The organism is Acinetobacter sp. SwsAc6, from assembly GCF_013391565.1.
Classification (GTDB): Bacteria; Pseudomonadota; Gammaproteobacteria; order Pseudomonadales; family Moraxellaceae; genus Acinetobacter; species Acinetobacter cumulans.
This window is the reverse complement of the sequence record NZ_JACAXE010000009.1, coordinates 46,519-64,486: the sequence shown is the minus strand read 5'-3', so window position 1 is coordinate 64,486 and position 17,968 is coordinate 46,519. Positions and strand designations below refer to the sequence as shown.

The following is a 17,968-nucleotide window of genomic DNA, read 5'->3' as shown; positions in this document are numbered from 1 at the left end:
GCACTCTTTACTTTCAAATATTTCTATTTATGATGAATCTGTTAATCTTATTCCTATACACATAGATGGAATTATGTGACTGTTTTTTAAAAGGTTTAAAAATGAAAAAACTACTCTTAGCAGGCCTTATTGCACTTTCTTCTCAATTTGCGGCGGCAGAAACAAATACTCAAAGCATTGATCCTGAGTTTGCAAAAATTGAAAGCATGGTGAAAGCCAACAATATGACAGGTGCTTATCAAGCATTAGATAAATTGGCAAAACAAGGCAATGCTCAGGCGCTGTATAATCTTGCTTATTTAACTCAAACTGGCCAAGGTACGGCCAAGAATGAGAAAAAAGCGATCGAGCTTTATCAACAATCTGCTGATAAAGGCTACCCTGTGGCCAACTATGTGTTGGGTAAAAACTACATCACTGGCTCTTTGGGCTTACCAACAGACATCAACAAAGCCAAACAATACCTAGGTAAAGCATCATCTCAAGGCTTTGACGATGCGTCTATCGATTTAGCGGTGTTGTTATTTTCAGAAAACAAACCTGAATCTGACAAAGCTGGCCTCGCAAAACTTGATCCACTAATCAAAAAAGGCAACTACCAAGCGATTCATGCCAAAGCCTTGTATGACATTAGTTTAGGCTTTAAAAACAAAGACGAAAAATCTGTACAAACTGGCCTAACCAGCATTCAGGATCTTGCGAAAAAAGGCTATATCCCAGCGCTGATGGCTGTAGGTAATATGTTTGTGAATGGCAACATCATTCCGCAAAACTTACCTGAAGCGAAAAAAATCTTTGCAGCTTTAGCCAAAGAGAATATTCCACAAGCAAAAGAATCTTTAGCTGTTGTAGATAAACTTATGGCTGAACAAGCCAAAGGTGGAAGCAAAGCACCAACGAAAAAGAGCTAAACTGCTTGCTATGCATGTGATAAAAAAGCCCTGACTCTTCAGGGCTTTTTTTTGCATTATGAGATGCTATTGCAAGGTGTCGATATATTTCAGACTATAGTTTTAAAACTTAAAAACATAGCTACTCAGCATTAACGTCATTTGCGAGGATCGCTTACATCCTTAGCCATACCACAGCGCAATTAAACAGCTCACCCCAGCAAAGCCAACAATAGTGCTCATGAGTAATGGTGTAAGCGCTTCATCCTTTAAGCCATTCAATTGGCCCAATATGGCAAAAATGGTTGGCATGGGTAGGGCTGCAATAATAGTTCCAGCATAGACCATTTCTTGGCTGGCATTTACACCATAACGTAAACCCGCATATACCAATACAGGCATTAAAATATTATTGCTCAAGACCAAATAAATGGTTTGCAGGTTCATATATTTCAAACTCATACCCACAATACCCCCACCAATCGCAAACAAAGCCAATGGTGATGCGGTATGCCCCAACATATCCAATACAGCATTCAACTGCGTTGGCATTGGTATATGCAATACCGCAAATACAATACCCGCAATGACGCTAACAAAAAGCGGATTTTTAAAAAGCATCAAAAAGGTGTTTCGAAAAACAGCAACCACGCTCGCGCCCTTTTGACTGCCCAATTCTATTAAAATTAACACCGTTGGAATGAGCAACACACTTTCAAAAATTAAAATTGGCATAATGTAGGTCATGGCTTTACTACCCAGCAAAAGACTGAGCACCGCAGTCCCCAGTAGGCCTGTATTAGACATACTAGCGCCTAAGGCCAAGATAGAAGCGTGGCTCATACGCTGTTTAAAATGCCGAATACTAAGATAAAACCCTAAGCCATAACAGAAATAGGCCGCGACTGCGAACACCAAAAAAAATCTGGAAGCCAAATTTCGGAAAAGTCTTTACTGGCCAAGGACTGAAACATCAGTACAGGCAAAGCGATTTTGATGACAAAACTACCAATCACTTCGACCTGAGCTTTAGCCAGCACATTCAATTTGACAGCTAAATACCCCAAAGCCAATAGTATAAATATGGGAATAATGACTTCAAAAACCATTCCTTACACTCCTGTTTTCGATTGTGCACTGAGCAAAAAAACCGCGCACAAAAATAAACTGCAACCGAAGTTGCAGTTTAAAAATTCTTAACTCAATAGCTTCATTTTAGCGTAATGCTCTGCACTTAAACTCAATTCTTGAGTGAAAAGGGTTCAAATTGACTGTTTAAAGCATGTGGCTGACAGCGTAAATACTGCGGTGCAATGGCAATCACTTCACCCAATTCCGCAGCTGCATGCCAAGGCCAACGTGGGTCATAAAGTACGGCACGTGCAATGGCAATCGCATCGGCCTGTTCATACTGTAAAATTCCTTCGGCCTGCATGGCTTCAGTAATCAAACCCACGGCAATCACAGGAATGTTTACAGCTTGCTTTACAGCTGCCGCAAAAGGAACTTGATAATTGGCATGTATATCAATTTGTTGCGCCTGATGTAAACCTGCCGAAGATACATGAATATAGGCCGCGCCAAGCTGTTCTAAAGATTGCGCCAATTCTACACTCTGTTCAAGTGTCCAACTGTCTACATGATCCATCCAATCACTGGCAGAAATACGTACGCCAATCGGATAGCCTTCAGGTACAGCATCCTTCATGGCTTGCAATACTTCTAAAGTTAAACGAATACGATTGGCAAAACTGCCTCCATATTCATCCTCTCGGTGATTCGACAGTGGCGACATAAATTGATGCAACAAATAGCCATGTGCTGCGTGTAATTCAATCAGCTCAAAGCCCGCATCGACCGCACGCTTAGCAGAAGCTGCAAAGTCCGCAATGATCTGCTGAATTTCGACTTGGCTTAAAGCATGCGGTGCATGATCTTGTTCCGTAAAAGGAATGCTACTTGCAGAAACCGTTTGCCAGCCCTGCGCATGCGCTGGTGCCATTTGACCTCGGCCCTGCCACGGTTTATCCGTCGAAGCTTTACGCCCTGCATGCGCCAACTGTATTGCAAATGGCATAGGTGACAGTGTTTTCACTTTCGTCAGCAATGCTTTCATCTGTGCTGCTTGCTGCTCATTCCACAGACCTAAATCTGCATAGCTAATTCGGCCTTCAGGCTGTACTGCTGTTGCTTCAACAATACACAGACCCGCCCCAGACAACGCATAATTTGCCCACTGCTGTTCATGCCAAAAACTGAGCTCCCCTTGCTCATTGGCAGAATATTGGCACATGGGTGCAATCAAAATTCGATTTGACAGCGTTAACTGTCCGAACTGCAAAGGCTTAAACAATAAAGTCACGTTCATCCTCGGTTTTATTTTTCAATGATTGTTTATACTTTCACCAGCAGTCTAGTTTAAACCTTTGGCCACTTCAAAATAGCGTTCATCAGGCGGATTGACAACCATAATATTTGTATATTTTTCATCAATTTTAAAGGAATAATGATTGCTTTGATGCATACTTTTTTTTGCAAATCATTCCCTATCACCATGACTTTTTCAGGATGGCTGTTTTCGTTTCGTACGCGTATACATTCATAGCTTAAACGTCAATCATGGCCACACTTTTATCTTCCCCATCAGAGGTCTAACAACAAATTTCTATAAACTACATTCTCAATTACACTTCTAAACTTAAGTGTCTATACCCAAGTCTGAGCAATGCTCGTGCATAAAAAAACAGGCTTTAAGTCGCCTGTTTTTTATATGCTATACAAGATGTAAAGTGCTTAGAAAGTCACTTTTGAACTTAAGCCAAGTACCAATGCATTATCAACACGGTTGGTAGAACCTGGGTTAATGACATATTGTAAGTTTGGACGTAGCGTTAACCATTTGGTTGGGTTATGGCTATAGTTCAGCTCGATATTGTATTCTGCACTTGCATCGTAAGTGGTTTGTGAAAGACGGTCATTCACGTGCACGCGGTTTAAGCCTAAACCAATCATGTCGTTAGGTAAGCGATCTGCCAATCCAATATATTTCAAGCCGACTTGCTGTGAGTTATCTACTTTATTGGTCACACGATCATGCCATGTAAAATTTGCAAAGCTATGTAAACCGCGCTTGCCTTCACCTGTTGAAGTGAGCTGTTGTTCTATCGCCAACCAGCCTGCAAAAGTACGGTTTTTCGCATCTGTGGTATTGGCAATATCTTTTTGGTTTTTCACTTCATTGGCAGTGTTATACAAAGCCCCTAAGCGGTAACTACCAGCCAAGCCATTCACCAATGTTTTTGGTGTCCAAATCACTTCTGCAGGAATGGTGACACCATCTGCATTGTCTGTATCTAAATTCCAACCATGACGTTCTAATGCATTTTCAGGGTTAAATTCATATACACCAACTTGTACTGCCCACTCAGGATTCAACTGCTGTTTTACACGTGCACCCCATTGAGAAACAGGCGTGTTCATCCACATATTGCCCTGCCATTTACCCATTTGCGCAGCACAAAATGCAGTACTTTGGAAATCACAAGCCATCACGTTAAAGTCCATGCCTAAACCTAAACGGCCAGCTTTAATACTTAAACCTTGCTCTTTAAATTTCTTTTCAATCGAAAGCTCAGACAAACGCGTCTTTTGGTTACCACGGCCAAAGTTTGCTTGTACATTGGCCAGTTGTGGTGCACTGCGGTCTTGTAAGTCATCTAATGTTGTACTTTGGCCTTGGCGAGCTGTAACCACAGCACGAACTGTAACCCCATCCCAACCCGCAAGTTTTTCCATATCTAAAGCTGTTCCCAACCAAAGTTGGCTGGCTACTGTAGCAGCGTGATCTTCATTGCGCCCACCGTCAGCCAAATAAGCCACATCGGCTGCAATATTGGCTTCAAATTTCACACCTTGTTGAGCCAATTCGGTACGCTTACCATTCCAATCACCCAGCATATATTGACCTTTGCTATCAAATGCCTGTTCAGCAGCAAAGACATTGCTCATACTCGCCATAAGACAAAGGGGTATGATCGCTAGAGTAAAATTTTTCATCGGAAAAACCTAAATTTTGAGAGAGTTACAAGATGCCCCCACACAAAGGGTTACACCATTTGGTGTAAAAGTTACATAATATTTACAATTAAATCTCAGCATTATTTTTATTATTTAACAAACTTTAATTTATGAAATATTTATTGTTATATAAATTTATTTAAAAACATTTAACTAAGTAGTGATTTATTCATTTTAATGCCTGCACATAGGCTCAAATTTAGACTCCAATATCATGATTTCAATATCTTATAATTAAATACCAACACCAAATCCTGTACGACATTCAGATGACTTCAACCTAAGGACAATCAATCCGAGTTGTTCTGCTTAGGTTGGGCTATTACACAGTACATGGCATGTTTATTCTGTTCGAAGCTTTATACGCTATGCCTTGTAAACCATCGTAAACATCCCAATATTAGCCTCAACTCCAAAGTACACCTGACACAATGCCTGAATTACCAGAAGTTGAAACCACCAAGACCAGTCTTTTACCGTTGCTCGGTCAACGTGTGCAATCCGTTGAAGCCCGTCAAAGTAGCCTGCGCTGGCCTATTCCAAATGACCTAAACAAACTGGTTGGCCAATGCTTGCAGCAACTTTCGCGCCGTTCAAAATATATTTTGGCCAGCTTTGAACAAGACAGCATGCTGTGGCATTTGGGCATGTCAGGCAGTTTTCGGATCTGTGAATCACATGAAGAATACCGCAAGCATGATCATCTGATTATTCAATTTGAAGATATGCAACTGCGCTACCACGACCCGCGTCGTTTTGGCTGTATTTTATGGCTAAATGAAGACTCACAAAGCAAGCTCATTGACACCTTAGGGCCTGAACCTTTAAGTGATCACTTTGATGCGCCCTATTTGGCCGACAAGCTTAAAAATAAAAATACCGCCATTAAAGTGGCCATTATGGACAACCATGTGGTCGTTGGAGTGGGCAATATTTACGCCACGGAAAGTTTATTTAATTTGGGGATTCATCCCGCACAACCTGCAAAGGATTTAAGCCAGCAACAGGTTGAAAAATTAGTTATTGAAATCAAACGCATCTTAAAGCAAGCCATTGATCTAGGCGGTTCGACATTACGTGACTACACCAATGCCATGGGCGAAAATGGCTATTTCCAGCAAACCCTATTGGCTTATGGCCGTGCGGGTGAAATGTGCATTAACTGTGAAACGACTTTGGAAAATATTAAACTAGGTCAACGCGCATCCGTGTTTTGTCCAGAATGCCAACCCTTTAAGCAAGTAAAAACAGTTCAACGAGGTAAAAAATGAAATCTGCCATTGTCCGCCACATTTTAGTGAAAGATAAAGAACTTGCTGAACAGCTTAAAAAGAAAATTAAAGACGGCGCAGACTTTGCCAAAATTGCAAAGCAACATTCGACTTGCCCTTCAAGTAAAAAAGGCGGTGAACTCGGCGACATTAAAAAAGGTCAGCTGGTTGGCCCAATCGACAAAGCGGTGTTTACTTTGCCAGAACGTGAATTACATGGCCCAATCAAAAGCCAATTTGGCTGGCATTTATTAGAAATTAAATTCCGTATGGATTTTTAATATCAGCAGATAGCCACTGTTGCACTTGCGTTAGTCATATAGCACAGCGCAATACCAAGGATCGATGATGTAAAGCATGATCGATCCTTTTTTTATTCGCTCGCTTAAAATGTCCATACCTTTTCCAATTCAAACTTTCTTCAGCACATCCGCCTTCAGTCCAGCCCGATCAAAGCATGAGCACAAAAGCCTATTCATTTTATAGATAACTCTTGCGATGCTCACCCTCTCGATATGCGTCTACACGGTCTGCGTGACCAACATTCAGATAAAGCTTTGCTTTGTATTCCTTCTTTGATCAGGTAAAATTATTGCCCATTGCATAATGAATACGACTGAGAGAGTTAATCCGTGCGTAATATTTTAGTTACTAATGCCCTTCCATACGCGAATGGCCCAATTCACATGGGTCATTTACTCGGTTATATCCAAGCAGATATTTGGGTTCGTGCCATGCGTGCAATGGGTCATAACGTGACTTATGTATGTGCGGACGATGCTCACGGCACAGCAATCATGCTACGTGCAGAAGCCAACGGCATTACACCTGAACAGCAAATTGCCAATGTACAAAAAGAACATGAGCGTGACTTTGCTGGCTTTAAAGTTGATTTTGACCATTACGACTCAACCAACAGTGCTGAAAACCAAGCACGTGCTTCTGAGATTTATATTAAAAACCGCGAAGCAAACAACATTGCAGTACGTCCTGTAACGCAATTGTTTGATCCTGAAAAAGCAATGTTCTTGTCGGACCGTTTCATTAAAGGCACATGCCCGAAATGTAAAGCAGAAGACCAATACGGCGATTCATGTGAAGTTTGCGGTACAACATACAACGCAACTGAATTGTTGAATCCAAAATCGACGTTAAGCGGTGCGACACCTGTAGAAAAATCTTCAGATCACTACTTCTTTAAACTGCCGAACTTTGGTGAATACCTACAAAAATGGACACGTGATGAAGGTCGTCTACCTGTGTCGATTGCCAACAAGTTGGATGAATGGTTTGAAGCAGGTTTATCTGATTGGGATATTTCTCGTGATGCGCCTTACTTCGGTTTTGAAATTCCAGATGCGCCAAACAAATATTTCTACGTTTGGGTAGATGCGCCAATCGGCTATATGTCGAGCTTTGAAAACTACATCAAAACTAAACGTCCTGACCTAAGCTTTGACGACTACTGGAAAAAAGATTCGAAAAATGAAGTTTATCACTTCATTGGTAAAGACATCGTTTACTTCCATGCGTTGTTCTGGCCTGCAATGCTTGAAGGTGCAAACTACCGTACCCCAACAAGCTTATTCGTAAACGGTTTCTTGACTGTAAACGGTCAGAAGATGTCTAAATCTCGCGGTACGTTCATTAAAGCGGAAACGTATCTTGAGCATTTAAACCCTGAATACTTACGTTACTACTTCGCGTCTAAACTTTCTGACAAAGTTGAAGATTCTGATTTGAACCTTGATGATTTCGTTCAGAAAGTGAATTCAGACCTTGTTGGTAAAGTGGTCAACATCGCAAGCCGTTGTGCGAAATTCATTAATACAAAATTTGATAACAAACTTTCTGCGACTTGTGCAGAGCCTGAATTGGTTCAAAGCTTTATTGATGCAGGTGCGTCAATCGCAGCTCAATACGAAGCGCGTGAATTCTCTGCGGCAATCCGTGAAATCATGGCGCTTGCTGACAAAGCCAACCAATATATCGACGAGAAAAAGCCTTGGGCTTTAGCGAAAATTGAAGGCGAAGAACAACAAGTTCATGATGTATGTTCTGTCGGTATTAACTTATTCCGTCAATTGGCGGTGTATCTTGCACCTGTATTGCCTACATTGGCAGCAGAAGTTCAGAGCTTCTTAAAATTAGAATCTTTCGACTTTGCTTCTGTACAAACGATTTTGGTTGATCATGAAATTGCTCAATTCCAACCATTGATGCAACGTGTAGACCCGAAAGCAGTTGCTGCGATGGTCGATGCATCTAAAGATTCTTTAGCTGCCCCTGCGGAAGTGCCAAAAGCGGAAAAGAAAAAAGAGAAGAAAGCTGAAAAGAAACCAGAGCCTAAAGTCGGTGAAGCTGAAATTATTGGCATCGAAGACTTTATGAAAGTTGACCTACGTGTAGCTGAAGTTTTAGAAGCTGCAACGGTTGAAGGTTCTGACAAGCTACTTCAATTGACTTTAAATGTTGGTGAAGCTGAGCCACGTAACGTATTTAGCGGTATTCGTGAGTTCTACCAACCTGAAGACTTAAAAGGCAAATTGGTGGTAATGGTGGCAAACCTTGCACCACGTAAGATGCGTTTTGGTATTTCTAACGGTATGGTTTTAGCTGTGGGTAATGGCGAAGGTGTTTGGGTGATTTCACCTGAAACTGGTGCTAAAGCTGGTGATAAAGTGTCTTAAGATTTAAAGTCTTAGATAAAAAGCCTCTACGATGTAGGGGCTTTTTTTATGCCTTTAAGTTCCCTCTCTTTTTAGGAGAGGGTTAGGGAGAGGATTCATTGAGTCACTGCCCAGTTTTGGCTGTATGAAAAATTAATTGCTTTGCGTAGGCAGTACCTTACTTTTGAAAGATCAAAAGTAACAAAAATCTTTTGTTCACTTGATGATACGTCCATGTACCACAAGTGAACGGCGACATCCCTGTCGCTAAAACTTCTTTCTAATTCCTACTTTGTTAAAAATTTTGGAATACTGAATATTTCAGTATTAATTTTTAAATATTCATAGATAACAGCACTTTTATCGGCTAACCGCTCATCATTGGTAAAAAAGTAATCGCAATAACTTGCATAAGCTACATGTGAAATATCAGCTTGTGCACTTATAAATTTTTTTTCGTTTTTAACTTTCTTTTCAGGTCTAAATCCACTTAAATTTAAATTACTATAAATCGCATGTATCTTTTCAAAATTATGCTCCACATTCTTAATTTTAAAAAAATCCTCTAACTCCAATGCATCTAGCGAAGGATTCTTTTCTTTAAGAATGCCCCATATTTTCATTAACACATTCGGAAATTGAAGTTGATTAATTTCATCAATATTAATTTTTAATTCGTTTCTGTAAGCTAAATGAGCATCTGTTTCACTGTTAGCTTGCTTCATAAAATTAGCATTTTTTATTACAGTTTCTTCAAAATCAAGCATTTGTATTCTTAAGTCTTCCAATTCATTTTCTTTTTGTTTAATAAATACATTAAATAGTGGGTGTTCAATTTTTTCATTCTTTAAAATATTTATTTGCTGCTCAAAATAATTTAATAAGGAATATTGAGCCTCAATTTGTGAATCTGCCATGCCTTTATAATCTTGAATACCGCCATACATAGCAAAAATAGTTTTCTGAAGTGGATTTATAAATTCACCATATTTCAAACTTTCACTAATATAATCTTCATAGAGTGCTGCAGCTGAACCTGATATAAGCCTCATTTTCCCGGTAAATTTAAAGCATTCATCCATAATTGGCTTGATATAAATTGCGTTCAGCTTATCTAATAAATTTAAAAATGCATCAGAATATTTTTTATCTTTTAGACCAGCTCTGTAAATTTCCTGAAAAGAAATATCTGAATAAACTACTTGTACACGATGTAAAAATCCTTCAATAAAATGAGGTTCAGTTTCAATGCAATCTAAAAAGCCGTCTAAGATATTTTGATCTAAGTAAGCTAAAGGTTTTCCTAAATATTCTGGCTCGTTCATGCACTGCTCTTATCAAATAATTATTTATGTTATACACCATTAAAAATAAAAAATACGCATTCTCCCATACTACTAAATCACCTCTCCCCCTTACGAAGCAGTGCTTCTCATCTCCTAAAAGGAGAGGGAAATTCATTGTGAATTCACAAAGTAGTAAACGATAAATGCATATATCAATCAGCCACAAAAAAGCCCCTATCACTAGAGGCTTTAAACAACACAACATACTTAGTTCAGAATTACATCCCAAATTATATAACCCAGACCAAAGCCAAGCAGTGAATACGTCACCAGAATAAAAAACACAAAACTTGCGTTATTTTTCTTTCTCCAAAAGCTCATACCATCATCCAAAGCTATACAGATACACACCATCATAAAGGCAATAGCAACAAATTGGAAATATATGTAAGATATTAATTTATAAAACTTTATTAAAAAATAAATTTCAGTTTAATGCCCAAAAATCAATATACAGATTTGCAATATTTTATATATACAGATGAGTCATAAGTGGCAATCTTAACGCCGATCAATAAACTCAACATAACCACGCCCCTGCGCTTTTAACTGTTGGAACTCTCCCGTCCACTGATAAGAGCTCACATATCCTGCAGCCAAGCCATAACACATAGGCGTATCCATAACCGCCACAATATCCAACACTTTTACACCTTCATGATGTGCCGTCCAGCAGAAAGACTGTGGTACTTCCATCGCATGGCCATCGGGTGTAATCATAGGCTCTGTTTTAGATGCAATTACTTCAAAATACGCATGATCATATTGAATAGAAGTTCCGTCGATATGACGATAATTCACCGAAGTGTACGCAGGCTGACCAGCAAATCCGACAAAGGCCAAGACCAACTGTTCTTCGGCATTTAAGTTAATCACCTGATAGGAAAACGACGTTAAAGGCAAACTTATATCCTGTAAGCCTAAAGCCTTGGGCAACATCGAAACCGATGCCGATTTAAAATGTTCTAACGTGCATAAACCACTGACTTCCACGCTATGTCCCTGTTGGCTAATCGTGCCGTCATAGCGCATAAGCAAACTAAAATGTTGATACCAACGACTATGTGCAAACCATGTCAACGCTGTTGTAGGCGTTAAGCTTAAATCCACTTTTAAATCATCTAAGGCCGACACCAAACGGTAAATGCCCGCATCTTCATAGAGTGATGCATCCCTAGCAAAATCAACTCGAAATGGAGATTGCTGAAATTTTAAATCTTGTGAAACTGAATACATTCGAAATGCTTCAGCTTGAGTCGAAAGCGCTGTGCTATGCACCAAAGTTGCTGTGTCTGTAGGCGAATAGGCCGACAATTTTGCTGAGGCTTGCGTGATCTGCGCACCGGGCTCAGCAATGACCGAGGCAAAGGAAAGATAACGATATGGTTCAGGCAAGTCAGGAATCATCACGCCATAATGACTACTGCCAAACTGAGCATGAAATAAATGTGCATCAAAATTAAAGTCACGCGGGAGGCTTGCTTGCTGTGCAGGACGGACGGCACCTAAAATTGGTGTGAGGCCTTGCCCAAGCTGATAATTGAATAACTGACGGAGCGTATTTTGTTGCGGTTTACTTTTTAATAATGAAAGCATATATCGCTCTAGGGAGAATTAAGATGCTTCCAAATTACGGGCTAAATCTAAACTTGTTCATAGCCAATAAGGCCTGACAAATGTGTTTTGAGGTCACACAGCATAAATTGTCAGACAATTTTTTAGCGTAAAAATAGCCTTATTTCATACCAAAAATTAGCTTTAAACCCAGTACAGTCATCACCACACCAGCTGCGCGGTCAAAGCCTGCTTTAAATTTCAGATAGATACGGCGTGGCTTTTCTGCAGAAAGCGCAACTGCCACCAAAGAGCACCAACCTGCATCAATAAAGAAGCACAGCAGAGGCAACACAAAATAAAAATAGGTTGGGATTTCTTTGGGTAAAAGTGCTGTAAAAATACTGGCCAAAACAATGGCAATTTTAGGGTTTGACAGCTGAGTAATTAAGCCTGTGGTAAAAGCTCTACGCAAAGACATTTGTGCCGTAACAGCTTGCCCTGCATCAATCGGTTCTTTGGCATGTTTAATAATTTTAAATGCCATCCAAAGCAAATATAAACCACCACAAATTTTTAAGGCCAAATATGCAGACGGCACTGCCAATAAAAAGGCTTGTAAACCAAGCACGGCCAATAAAGCAAAAATAGCGGCGCCAAGCCCTGTGCCAAGTGCTGTAAATAAGCCATGCTGACGTGAAATCGCAATTGAGTTTTTAGCCACATAGATCGAGGTTGGCCCTGGGCTCATTGCTCCTAATAATAAAGCAGCAGCAATTGAACCTAAAATCCACAATGATTCCACAGCACTTCTCGTCTAAAAAATTCGTCCTAATTTTAGCGGGATCATCACTGAATTTCTCACTATTTATTTCGCTACATACGCAAATTGACCGTATAAATCACTAGAAGATGAAAAAAACAGCGAATCATTCATCAGTTTTAAGCCTTCAGTAGATGGATTAAACGGCACACATAAAAAAAAGCCCTACGTTGATGTATGGCTTTTTTAATTGCTTATTCTGCTTTGTAGTGTTTGAACATCTATTTAATAACGATCATCATCTTGTGCACTTGCTTCATTGAACGCGAGTTCATCTTTTGGACTTCTATAATCACGTTCATTGACAGGAACTCCGCCAATAATCATGGTTCGCGCTTCAGTTTGAGGTTTACTCAAATCTTCTTTGGACTCGCAGGCAGTAAGGTTCATCACTATGCCGACCAGTATGACTGTGCTGAATTTCTGGCACATCGCCACGGATAATTTTGTCATGTTATCCCCTCTATCATTATTGTTGTTATTTTCAGCATAGCATTATTATTCAAAGATGCATCCCCTTTTTATCGTATATATTTAGGCTGTTTTTGAGGAGATCAATGTACTTAGAGCATCTGAGAACTACACGCGACAATCCAATCTCATGCTGAATGAATACAATAAAATAATTTACCTTAAATATATAATTTTATTTATGTTTTATAAAAAATTACTCGCTAAACAACACGCTCCTTAAAAATTTTCATCTGGTTATACGCAGTACACAGCCGATCTTTCGCTGTGGCCACATGATTTACTCTTACAATTTGCAACAATTTAGAATATTTACAACGGACATTTTTGTCCGTTAAATAGCGCTATAAATATACATTTACTTTAGAACTTATTATGTCTTTACGCCAAGAACGTGCCACCCAAAACCGTGAAGAGCTTTTGGCAGCAGCCATTCGTATTTTTCGTATGCATGGCATCAATGCTCCATTACAACTGATCATTGATGATGCTCAAGTGGGACGGGCAACGTTTTATCGTAATTTTGCAGATCGTCGTGAGTTGGTCTTAGCATTGATGGAGCAAGCCCTCAATCGTTTAGAGTATCGAGCGCGTCAGCATGCGCAATATCAAGATGGCTTTATTCGACTCATTTATGACCATATTCATAATATTCCTTATCTTACCGCGCTAATGGAATACTGGCGTGTCATCGACCGCCATGACCCAGCAATGGTACAAATTTACCAACGTCGTGACAGTATTTTACAACCGCTGATTGATACAGCCATTCAACATGGACTTTGTCGTGCTGACTTTAGTACCCAAGATTATGCCATGGTGACCTCTATCCTTCGCTCTGCACTACAAGGCTACACCCATGCCGAACAAGAACAATTAGCCACCCGTGCAGTTGAATTATTACTCAATGGTATACGTGCTTAGGTCACTTCACTATGAGCCAGCCACCGCGTCTTTTAGAACCTGCTCCCGATTGGACTGCCGAAGAGAAACCCACTTTACCTGGGTCTCCCGCAGCCATTGCGCACCCCACTTATAAGCGCTATTTATACTTCTGCATTGGGCTTTTTGTTGCTCTTTCGGGCAGCTTAAGTAATGGTTTTATTACTGCGAATTTACCTCTAATCCAAGGTGAATATGGCCTAACACCTTCTGAAGTGGCATGGATTCCCGCAGCCTATGTCATGGCCAATGTCAGCTCAAACCTGATTTTATTTAAAGCCCGCCAACAATACGGACTAAGGCTATTTTCGGAAATTGGTCTGGTGGCCTTTATTGCAGTTTTAATTTTACATTTGTTTGTTCATACCTTTGAAATGGCTGTATTTGTACGCATTGTCAGTGGTTTGGTGGCAGCGCCGCTTAGCTCATTAGGCATGTATTACATTATGCAGGCCTTTTCGCGAGTCAATTTTGGTCGTGGTCTGTATTTAGCACTGGGCTTTCAGCAATTGGGCATCCCTTTGGCATGGATCATGTCGCCTTATTTAGTCGATGTAAATGATTGGGCGCTGTTATATACCTTCGAGTTGGGCTTAGCACTGTGCTGTTTGGCCATGGTCGTTTCGCTCAAGCTCCCACGTAGCCTACGTATTGCCGTCTTTGAATTTCAAGACATCTTTACCTTTGTGCTTTTGGCAACTGGCTTTGCATGCTTATGTGTCGTGCTAACCCAAGGGCCTATTTTGTGGTGGCAAAATACCGAATGGCTGGCCTATTTACTCATCGCTGCCTTGGTGCTGATCTGTGTCGGCTTGTGCTATGAACATTATCGCGTCAACCCTCTGATTATTACGCGCTGGCTGAGTACCTCGGCTACAGTGCGTTTTATTATTGGCGCATTTGCCGTTCGTTTTTTAATGTCAGAACAAAGCTATGCTGCTGTTAATTTCTTAAAAACGATGGGCATGGGCCCAGACCAATTTGTGACTTTTTATGCCGTCATTATGGCGGGCATTGTATTGGGTACCTTATTTAGCGCCCTTACCTTTTCTCGTGAAAAAATGGTGCTCCATTTATTGGCTGCTGTATTGCTCATTCTAATTGCCAGTGCTTTAGACCATCATTTAACCGTAGATGTCCGTCCAGAAAATTTTTACCGTAGTCAGTTTTTGGTCGGTTTTGCCAGCGGCATGTTTATTGGTCCCTTATTGCTCACAGGCATTATTAGTGCTTTGCAAAAAGGCCCTAGCCACATGGTGACCTTTATTGTTTTGTTTTCTGCCAGTCAAACTTTTGGTGGCTTGGTTGGATCGTCATTTTATTCTAGCTATCAGCAAATGCGTACACAGCATTATCAAGCGGAAATTATGAATGATTTACCCCTCACCAGCCCACAAGTTGAACAACGGCTAGAAACTTATAATCGTAGTGCACATATTTACACCCTTGACCCGCAATTACAGCAAAATCAAGCCTTACGTACGCTTAATCAAGCGGTCACCAAGGAAGCCCAAGTACGTGCTTATAATGATGTCATTTTTCTCAATCAAATTTTTGCAGTGATGCTGTTTTTTTGGGGGCTATACACGATTGGCATCAACCGTTACCGTAATTATCGTGCCCTTAAACATGTGCAAAACAATACCAGCTAAGACACAGCAAATACGTACCCTCATTAAAACATCACGATACAGATTGAAATTTAGCGCATATAGAGAATTTTCATGTCAGAACAAGAAAAGCCGACTACACCTACTCCAACGACCACACCTGCACCTGTGGCTACACCCAGTAGTAAATTAATACCAACCGATAAACGTGTGTTGGTGCTGATGTTTTTTGTATTGTTAGTCGGGATTAGCTTAATTTTATGGGCATGGAAGCTTGGACCTTTTCATAGCAGTATCGAATCGACTGAAAATAGCTATGTCAAAGGTAAAACCACAGTGCTCTCTTCACAGATTAATGGTTATGTGAAAGATGTATTGGTCACTGACTTTGAAGTGGTCAAAAAGGGCCAACCTTTAATGCATATTGATGCCACAACCTATAATCAAAAAGTCACTCAAGCACAATCAGGCATTGATCAGGCCGAAAATAGTTTGGCCAATCAAAGCCAAACCATTCAACAACGTAAGGCGGATATTATCGCCGCACAAGCCAAAGCAGATCAGGCTGAAGCCAGCTATATACTGTCACTCAACCAATTAAAACGCTATCAACAATTAGGTGACTCAGGTGCCACCTCTAAAACAGAACAAGACAAAGCCAATGCCGATGTCAAAAATAATCTTGCGCTACTGCATCAAGCTGAAGCCAATGTTTTGGTTGCAGAAGAAGCCCTAAAAACAGCACAAGTTGCACAAACAGGTTTAAAAGCCCTAGTGAGCAGTGCTCAAGCACAATTTGATCAAGCCGTGACCACCAAAGACTACAGCATCATTTCTGCCCCAATGGATGGTCAGCTCGGTGAAGTCAGCCCACGTGTTGGCCAATATGTTGCTGCAGGCACACAGTTGATGTATCTCATTCCTGAGCAGCGCTGGGTTACGGCTAACTTCAAAGAAACACAAATTGCGCACATGAAAATTGGTCAAAAGGCTTGGTTTAGCGTCGATGCACTGAATCATCAACAATTCACAGGCAAAGTCTCACGCATTTCACCGGCAACAGGTTCTGAATTTAGCGTATTAAAACCCGACAATACCACGGGCAATTTTACCAAGGTGGTCCAACGGATTGCAGTGCGTATTGAAATTGATCCCAATCAAACAGACTTTGCCCGTTTACGCCCAGGTATGTCGGTTGTCACCTCTGTCGACACCGCATCTGAAGGCACTCATTAAGAGGTGAGTGCCGATGTTAGCAATCGTCGGACTACACAGAATCTATTACAATAGTCATGATTTTTGTTCAGTCCACCTTTGCTATGTTTGATGCCATTGCCCATACCATCCAAGATCAAGTGCTGAATTTGCATGGCGTACAAGTCAGCTTAAGACGATTAGATTTGGTACATCCACAAATCTCAGGCAATAAGTTTTTTAAACTCAAATACAATTTTCTAGAAGCACAGCAGCAAGGCTATCGCAAAATTTTGACCTTTGGTGGCGCCTATTCCAACCATATTGCAGCCACGAGCTATGCTGCCCAGCAATTTGGCTTCCAAAGTATTGGCATCATTCGGGGGGAAGAGCTTAAAACCAAAGCGCTTAATCCTACCTTAGAGAGTGCTACACAGTTTGGTATGCAATTGCATTTTGTCAGTCGTGAAGACTATCGACGTAAACAAAACCCAGACTATTTGGCACAGCTACAACAACAATTTCCAGACTGTTATATCATCCCCGAAGGAGGCACCAATGCTTTGGCCATTCGGGGCTGCACAGAGATATTAAAACCAAGCGATCAACAGTTTGACCTGATCTGCTGTGCTGTGGGTACAGGTGGCACGATGACAGGGCTCATTGAAGCCAGCCTTCCACAGCAGCAGATTTTGGGCTTTTCAGCCTTAAAAGGCCTGTTTTTAAGTGATGATGTCGCCCAACTTACCCGTAAACGAAATTGGAAGATTATCGACACCTACTGCTGTGGTGGTTATGCCAAAACTACGCCTGAACTCTTGCAATTTATGCAAGACTTTGAAGCCATGCACGACATTCCTTTAGAACAGGTCTATACAGCGAAAATGATGCTGGGTATAGAACACCTGATTTTGCAAGGCAAAATTAGCCCTGAGCAACGGGTTCTTGCACTCCATACAGGTGGCTTACAGGGAAAAATCAAAATAGATTCAGGCAAGACATCTGTGGCACCTTAATAAGGCGATCCTTCCCCCCCCCTGCAATCCCATACAAAGTTTGTGATTTAAAATTTTCTAGATAGATCCGATGGTCTTGGACTGTCCAATATCTACTAAATTTAA

15 protein-coding genes and 1 pseudogene are annotated in these 17,968 nt (G+C 40.7%); 8 read left to right on the top strand and 8 right to left on the bottom strand.

Annotated features, from left to right (window positions below):
* The first annotated feature begins 101 nt into the window (after nucleotides 1–101).
* Nucleotides 102–911 (top strand): tetratricopeptide repeat protein, encoded by an 810-nt coding sequence (locus HYG93_RS08630; RefSeq protein WP_106985975.1) that lies wholly within the window; start codon nucleotides 102–104, stop codon nucleotides 909–911.
* Between the two features lie 162 nt (nucleotides 912–1,073).
* On the opposite strand, the pseudogene HYG93_RS08625 reads toward HYG93_RS08630, so the two are convergent.
* From HYG93_RS08625 to HYG93_RS08615, 3 genes and pseudogenes are all read right to left on the bottom strand, one after another.
* A pseudogene (locus tag HYG93_RS08625) lies at nucleotides 1,074–1,999 on the bottom strand (AEC family transporter).
* Between the two features lie 131 nt (nucleotides 2,000–2,130).
* A complete protein-coding gene (locus HYG93_RS08620) occupies nucleotides 2,131–3,252 on the bottom strand; it encodes an NADH:flavin oxidoreductase/NADH oxidase (protein ID WP_121594533.1) in 1,122 nt (373 codons plus the stop codon).
* A 431-nt stretch (nucleotides 3,253–3,683) separates the two neighbouring features.
* Nucleotides 3,684–4,946: a carbohydrate porin gene (locus HYG93_RS08615; protein ID WP_106985967.1), complete on the bottom strand. Its 1,263-nt coding sequence runs from the start codon at nucleotides 4,944–4,946 to the stop codon at nucleotides 3,684–3,686.
* Between the two features lie 452 nt (nucleotides 4,947–5,398).
* On the opposite strand from HYG93_RS08615, the gene mutM reads away from it, so the two are divergent.
* The 3 genes from mutM (at nucleotide 5,399) to metG (ending at nucleotide 8,928) form a co-directional block, all read left to right on the top strand.
* Nucleotides 5,399–6,238 carry a bifunctional DNA-formamidopyrimidine glycosylase/DNA-(apurinic or apyrimidinic site) lyase gene (mutM, locus tag HYG93_RS08610; protein ID WP_178962341.1) on the top strand — a complete coding sequence of 280 codons (840 nt, stop codon included), beginning with the start codon at nucleotides 5,399–5,401 and terminating at the stop codon, nucleotides 6,236–6,238.
* Nucleotides 6,235–6,519 (top strand): peptidylprolyl isomerase, encoded by a 285-nt coding sequence (locus tag HYG93_RS08605; RefSeq protein WP_117006384.1) that lies wholly within the window; start codon nucleotides 6,235–6,237, stop codon nucleotides 6,517–6,519. The genes mutM and HYG93_RS08605 overlap by 4 nt, the downstream gene beginning before the upstream one ends.
* Nucleotides 6,520–6,870: 351 nt before the next feature.
* A complete protein-coding gene (gene metG, locus HYG93_RS08600) occupies nucleotides 6,871–8,928 on the top strand; it encodes a methionine--tRNA ligase (RefSeq protein ID WP_178962339.1) in 2,058 nt (685 codons plus the stop codon).
* 266 nt (nucleotides 8,929–9,194) lie between these two features.
* Here metG and HYG93_RS08595 read toward each other — a convergent pair whose 3' ends face one another.
* From HYG93_RS08595 to HYG93_RS08580, 5 genes are all read right to left on the bottom strand, one after another.
* Complete coding sequence (locus tag HYG93_RS08595; RefSeq protein ID WP_178962338.1) at nucleotides 9,195–10,232, bottom strand: hypothetical protein; 1,038 nt, start codon at nucleotides 10,230–10,232, stop codon at nucleotides 9,195–9,197.
* Nucleotides 10,233–10,460: 228 nt separating this feature from the next.
* Nucleotides 10,461–10,574, bottom strand: a complete 114-nt coding sequence (locus tag HYG93_RS19650) for a hypothetical protein (RefSeq protein WP_372658793.1) — start codon at nucleotides 10,572–10,574, stop codon at nucleotides 10,461–10,463.
* A 180-nt stretch (nucleotides 10,575–10,754) separates the two neighbouring features.
* Nucleotides 10,755–11,849: a DUF6670 family protein gene (locus HYG93_RS08590; RefSeq protein WP_178962336.1), complete on the bottom strand. Its 1,095-nt coding sequence runs from the start codon at nucleotides 11,847–11,849 to the stop codon at nucleotides 10,755–10,757.
* A gap of 139 nt (nucleotides 11,850–11,988) precedes the next feature.
* Entirely contained in the window at nucleotides 11,989–12,612 is a 624-nt protein-coding gene (locus tag HYG93_RS08585; RefSeq protein WP_178962334.1) for a LysE family translocator, read from the bottom strand.
* Between the two features lie 243 nt (nucleotides 12,613–12,855).
* Complete coding sequence (locus HYG93_RS08580) at nucleotides 12,856–13,083, bottom strand: NF038215 family lipoprotein (RefSeq protein WP_228198777.1); 228 nt, start codon at nucleotides 13,081–13,083, stop codon at nucleotides 12,856–12,858.
* Between the two features lie 393 nt (nucleotides 13,084–13,476).
* Between HYG93_RS08580 and HYG93_RS08575 the strand changes: the two genes are divergently transcribed.
* From HYG93_RS08575 to HYG93_RS08560, 4 genes are all read left to right on the top strand, one after another.
* A complete protein-coding gene (locus tag HYG93_RS08575) occupies nucleotides 13,477–14,025 on the top strand; it encodes a TetR/AcrR family transcriptional regulator (protein ID WP_120364643.1) in 549 nt (182 codons plus the stop codon).
* A gap of 11 nt (nucleotides 14,026–14,036) precedes the next feature.
* Nucleotides 14,037–15,695, top strand: coding sequence for an MFS transporter (locus HYG93_RS08570; RefSeq protein WP_178962332.1), 1,659 nt, complete (start codon nucleotides 14,037–14,039; stop codon nucleotides 15,693–15,695).
* Between the two features lie 72 nt (nucleotides 15,696–15,767).
* A complete protein-coding gene (locus tag HYG93_RS08565; protein WP_178962330.1) occupies nucleotides 15,768–16,889 on the top strand; it encodes an HlyD family secretion protein in 1,122 nt (373 codons plus the stop codon).
* A gap of 83 nt (nucleotides 16,890–16,972) precedes the next feature.
* On the top strand, nucleotides 16,973–17,863 hold the full coding sequence (locus HYG93_RS08560) for a 1-aminocyclopropane-1-carboxylate deaminase/D-cysteine desulfhydrase (RefSeq protein ID WP_178962369.1): 891 nt from the start codon (nucleotides 16,973–16,975) through the stop codon (nucleotides 17,861–17,863).
* The last annotated feature ends 105 nt before the right edge of the window (nucleotides 17,864–17,968 follow it).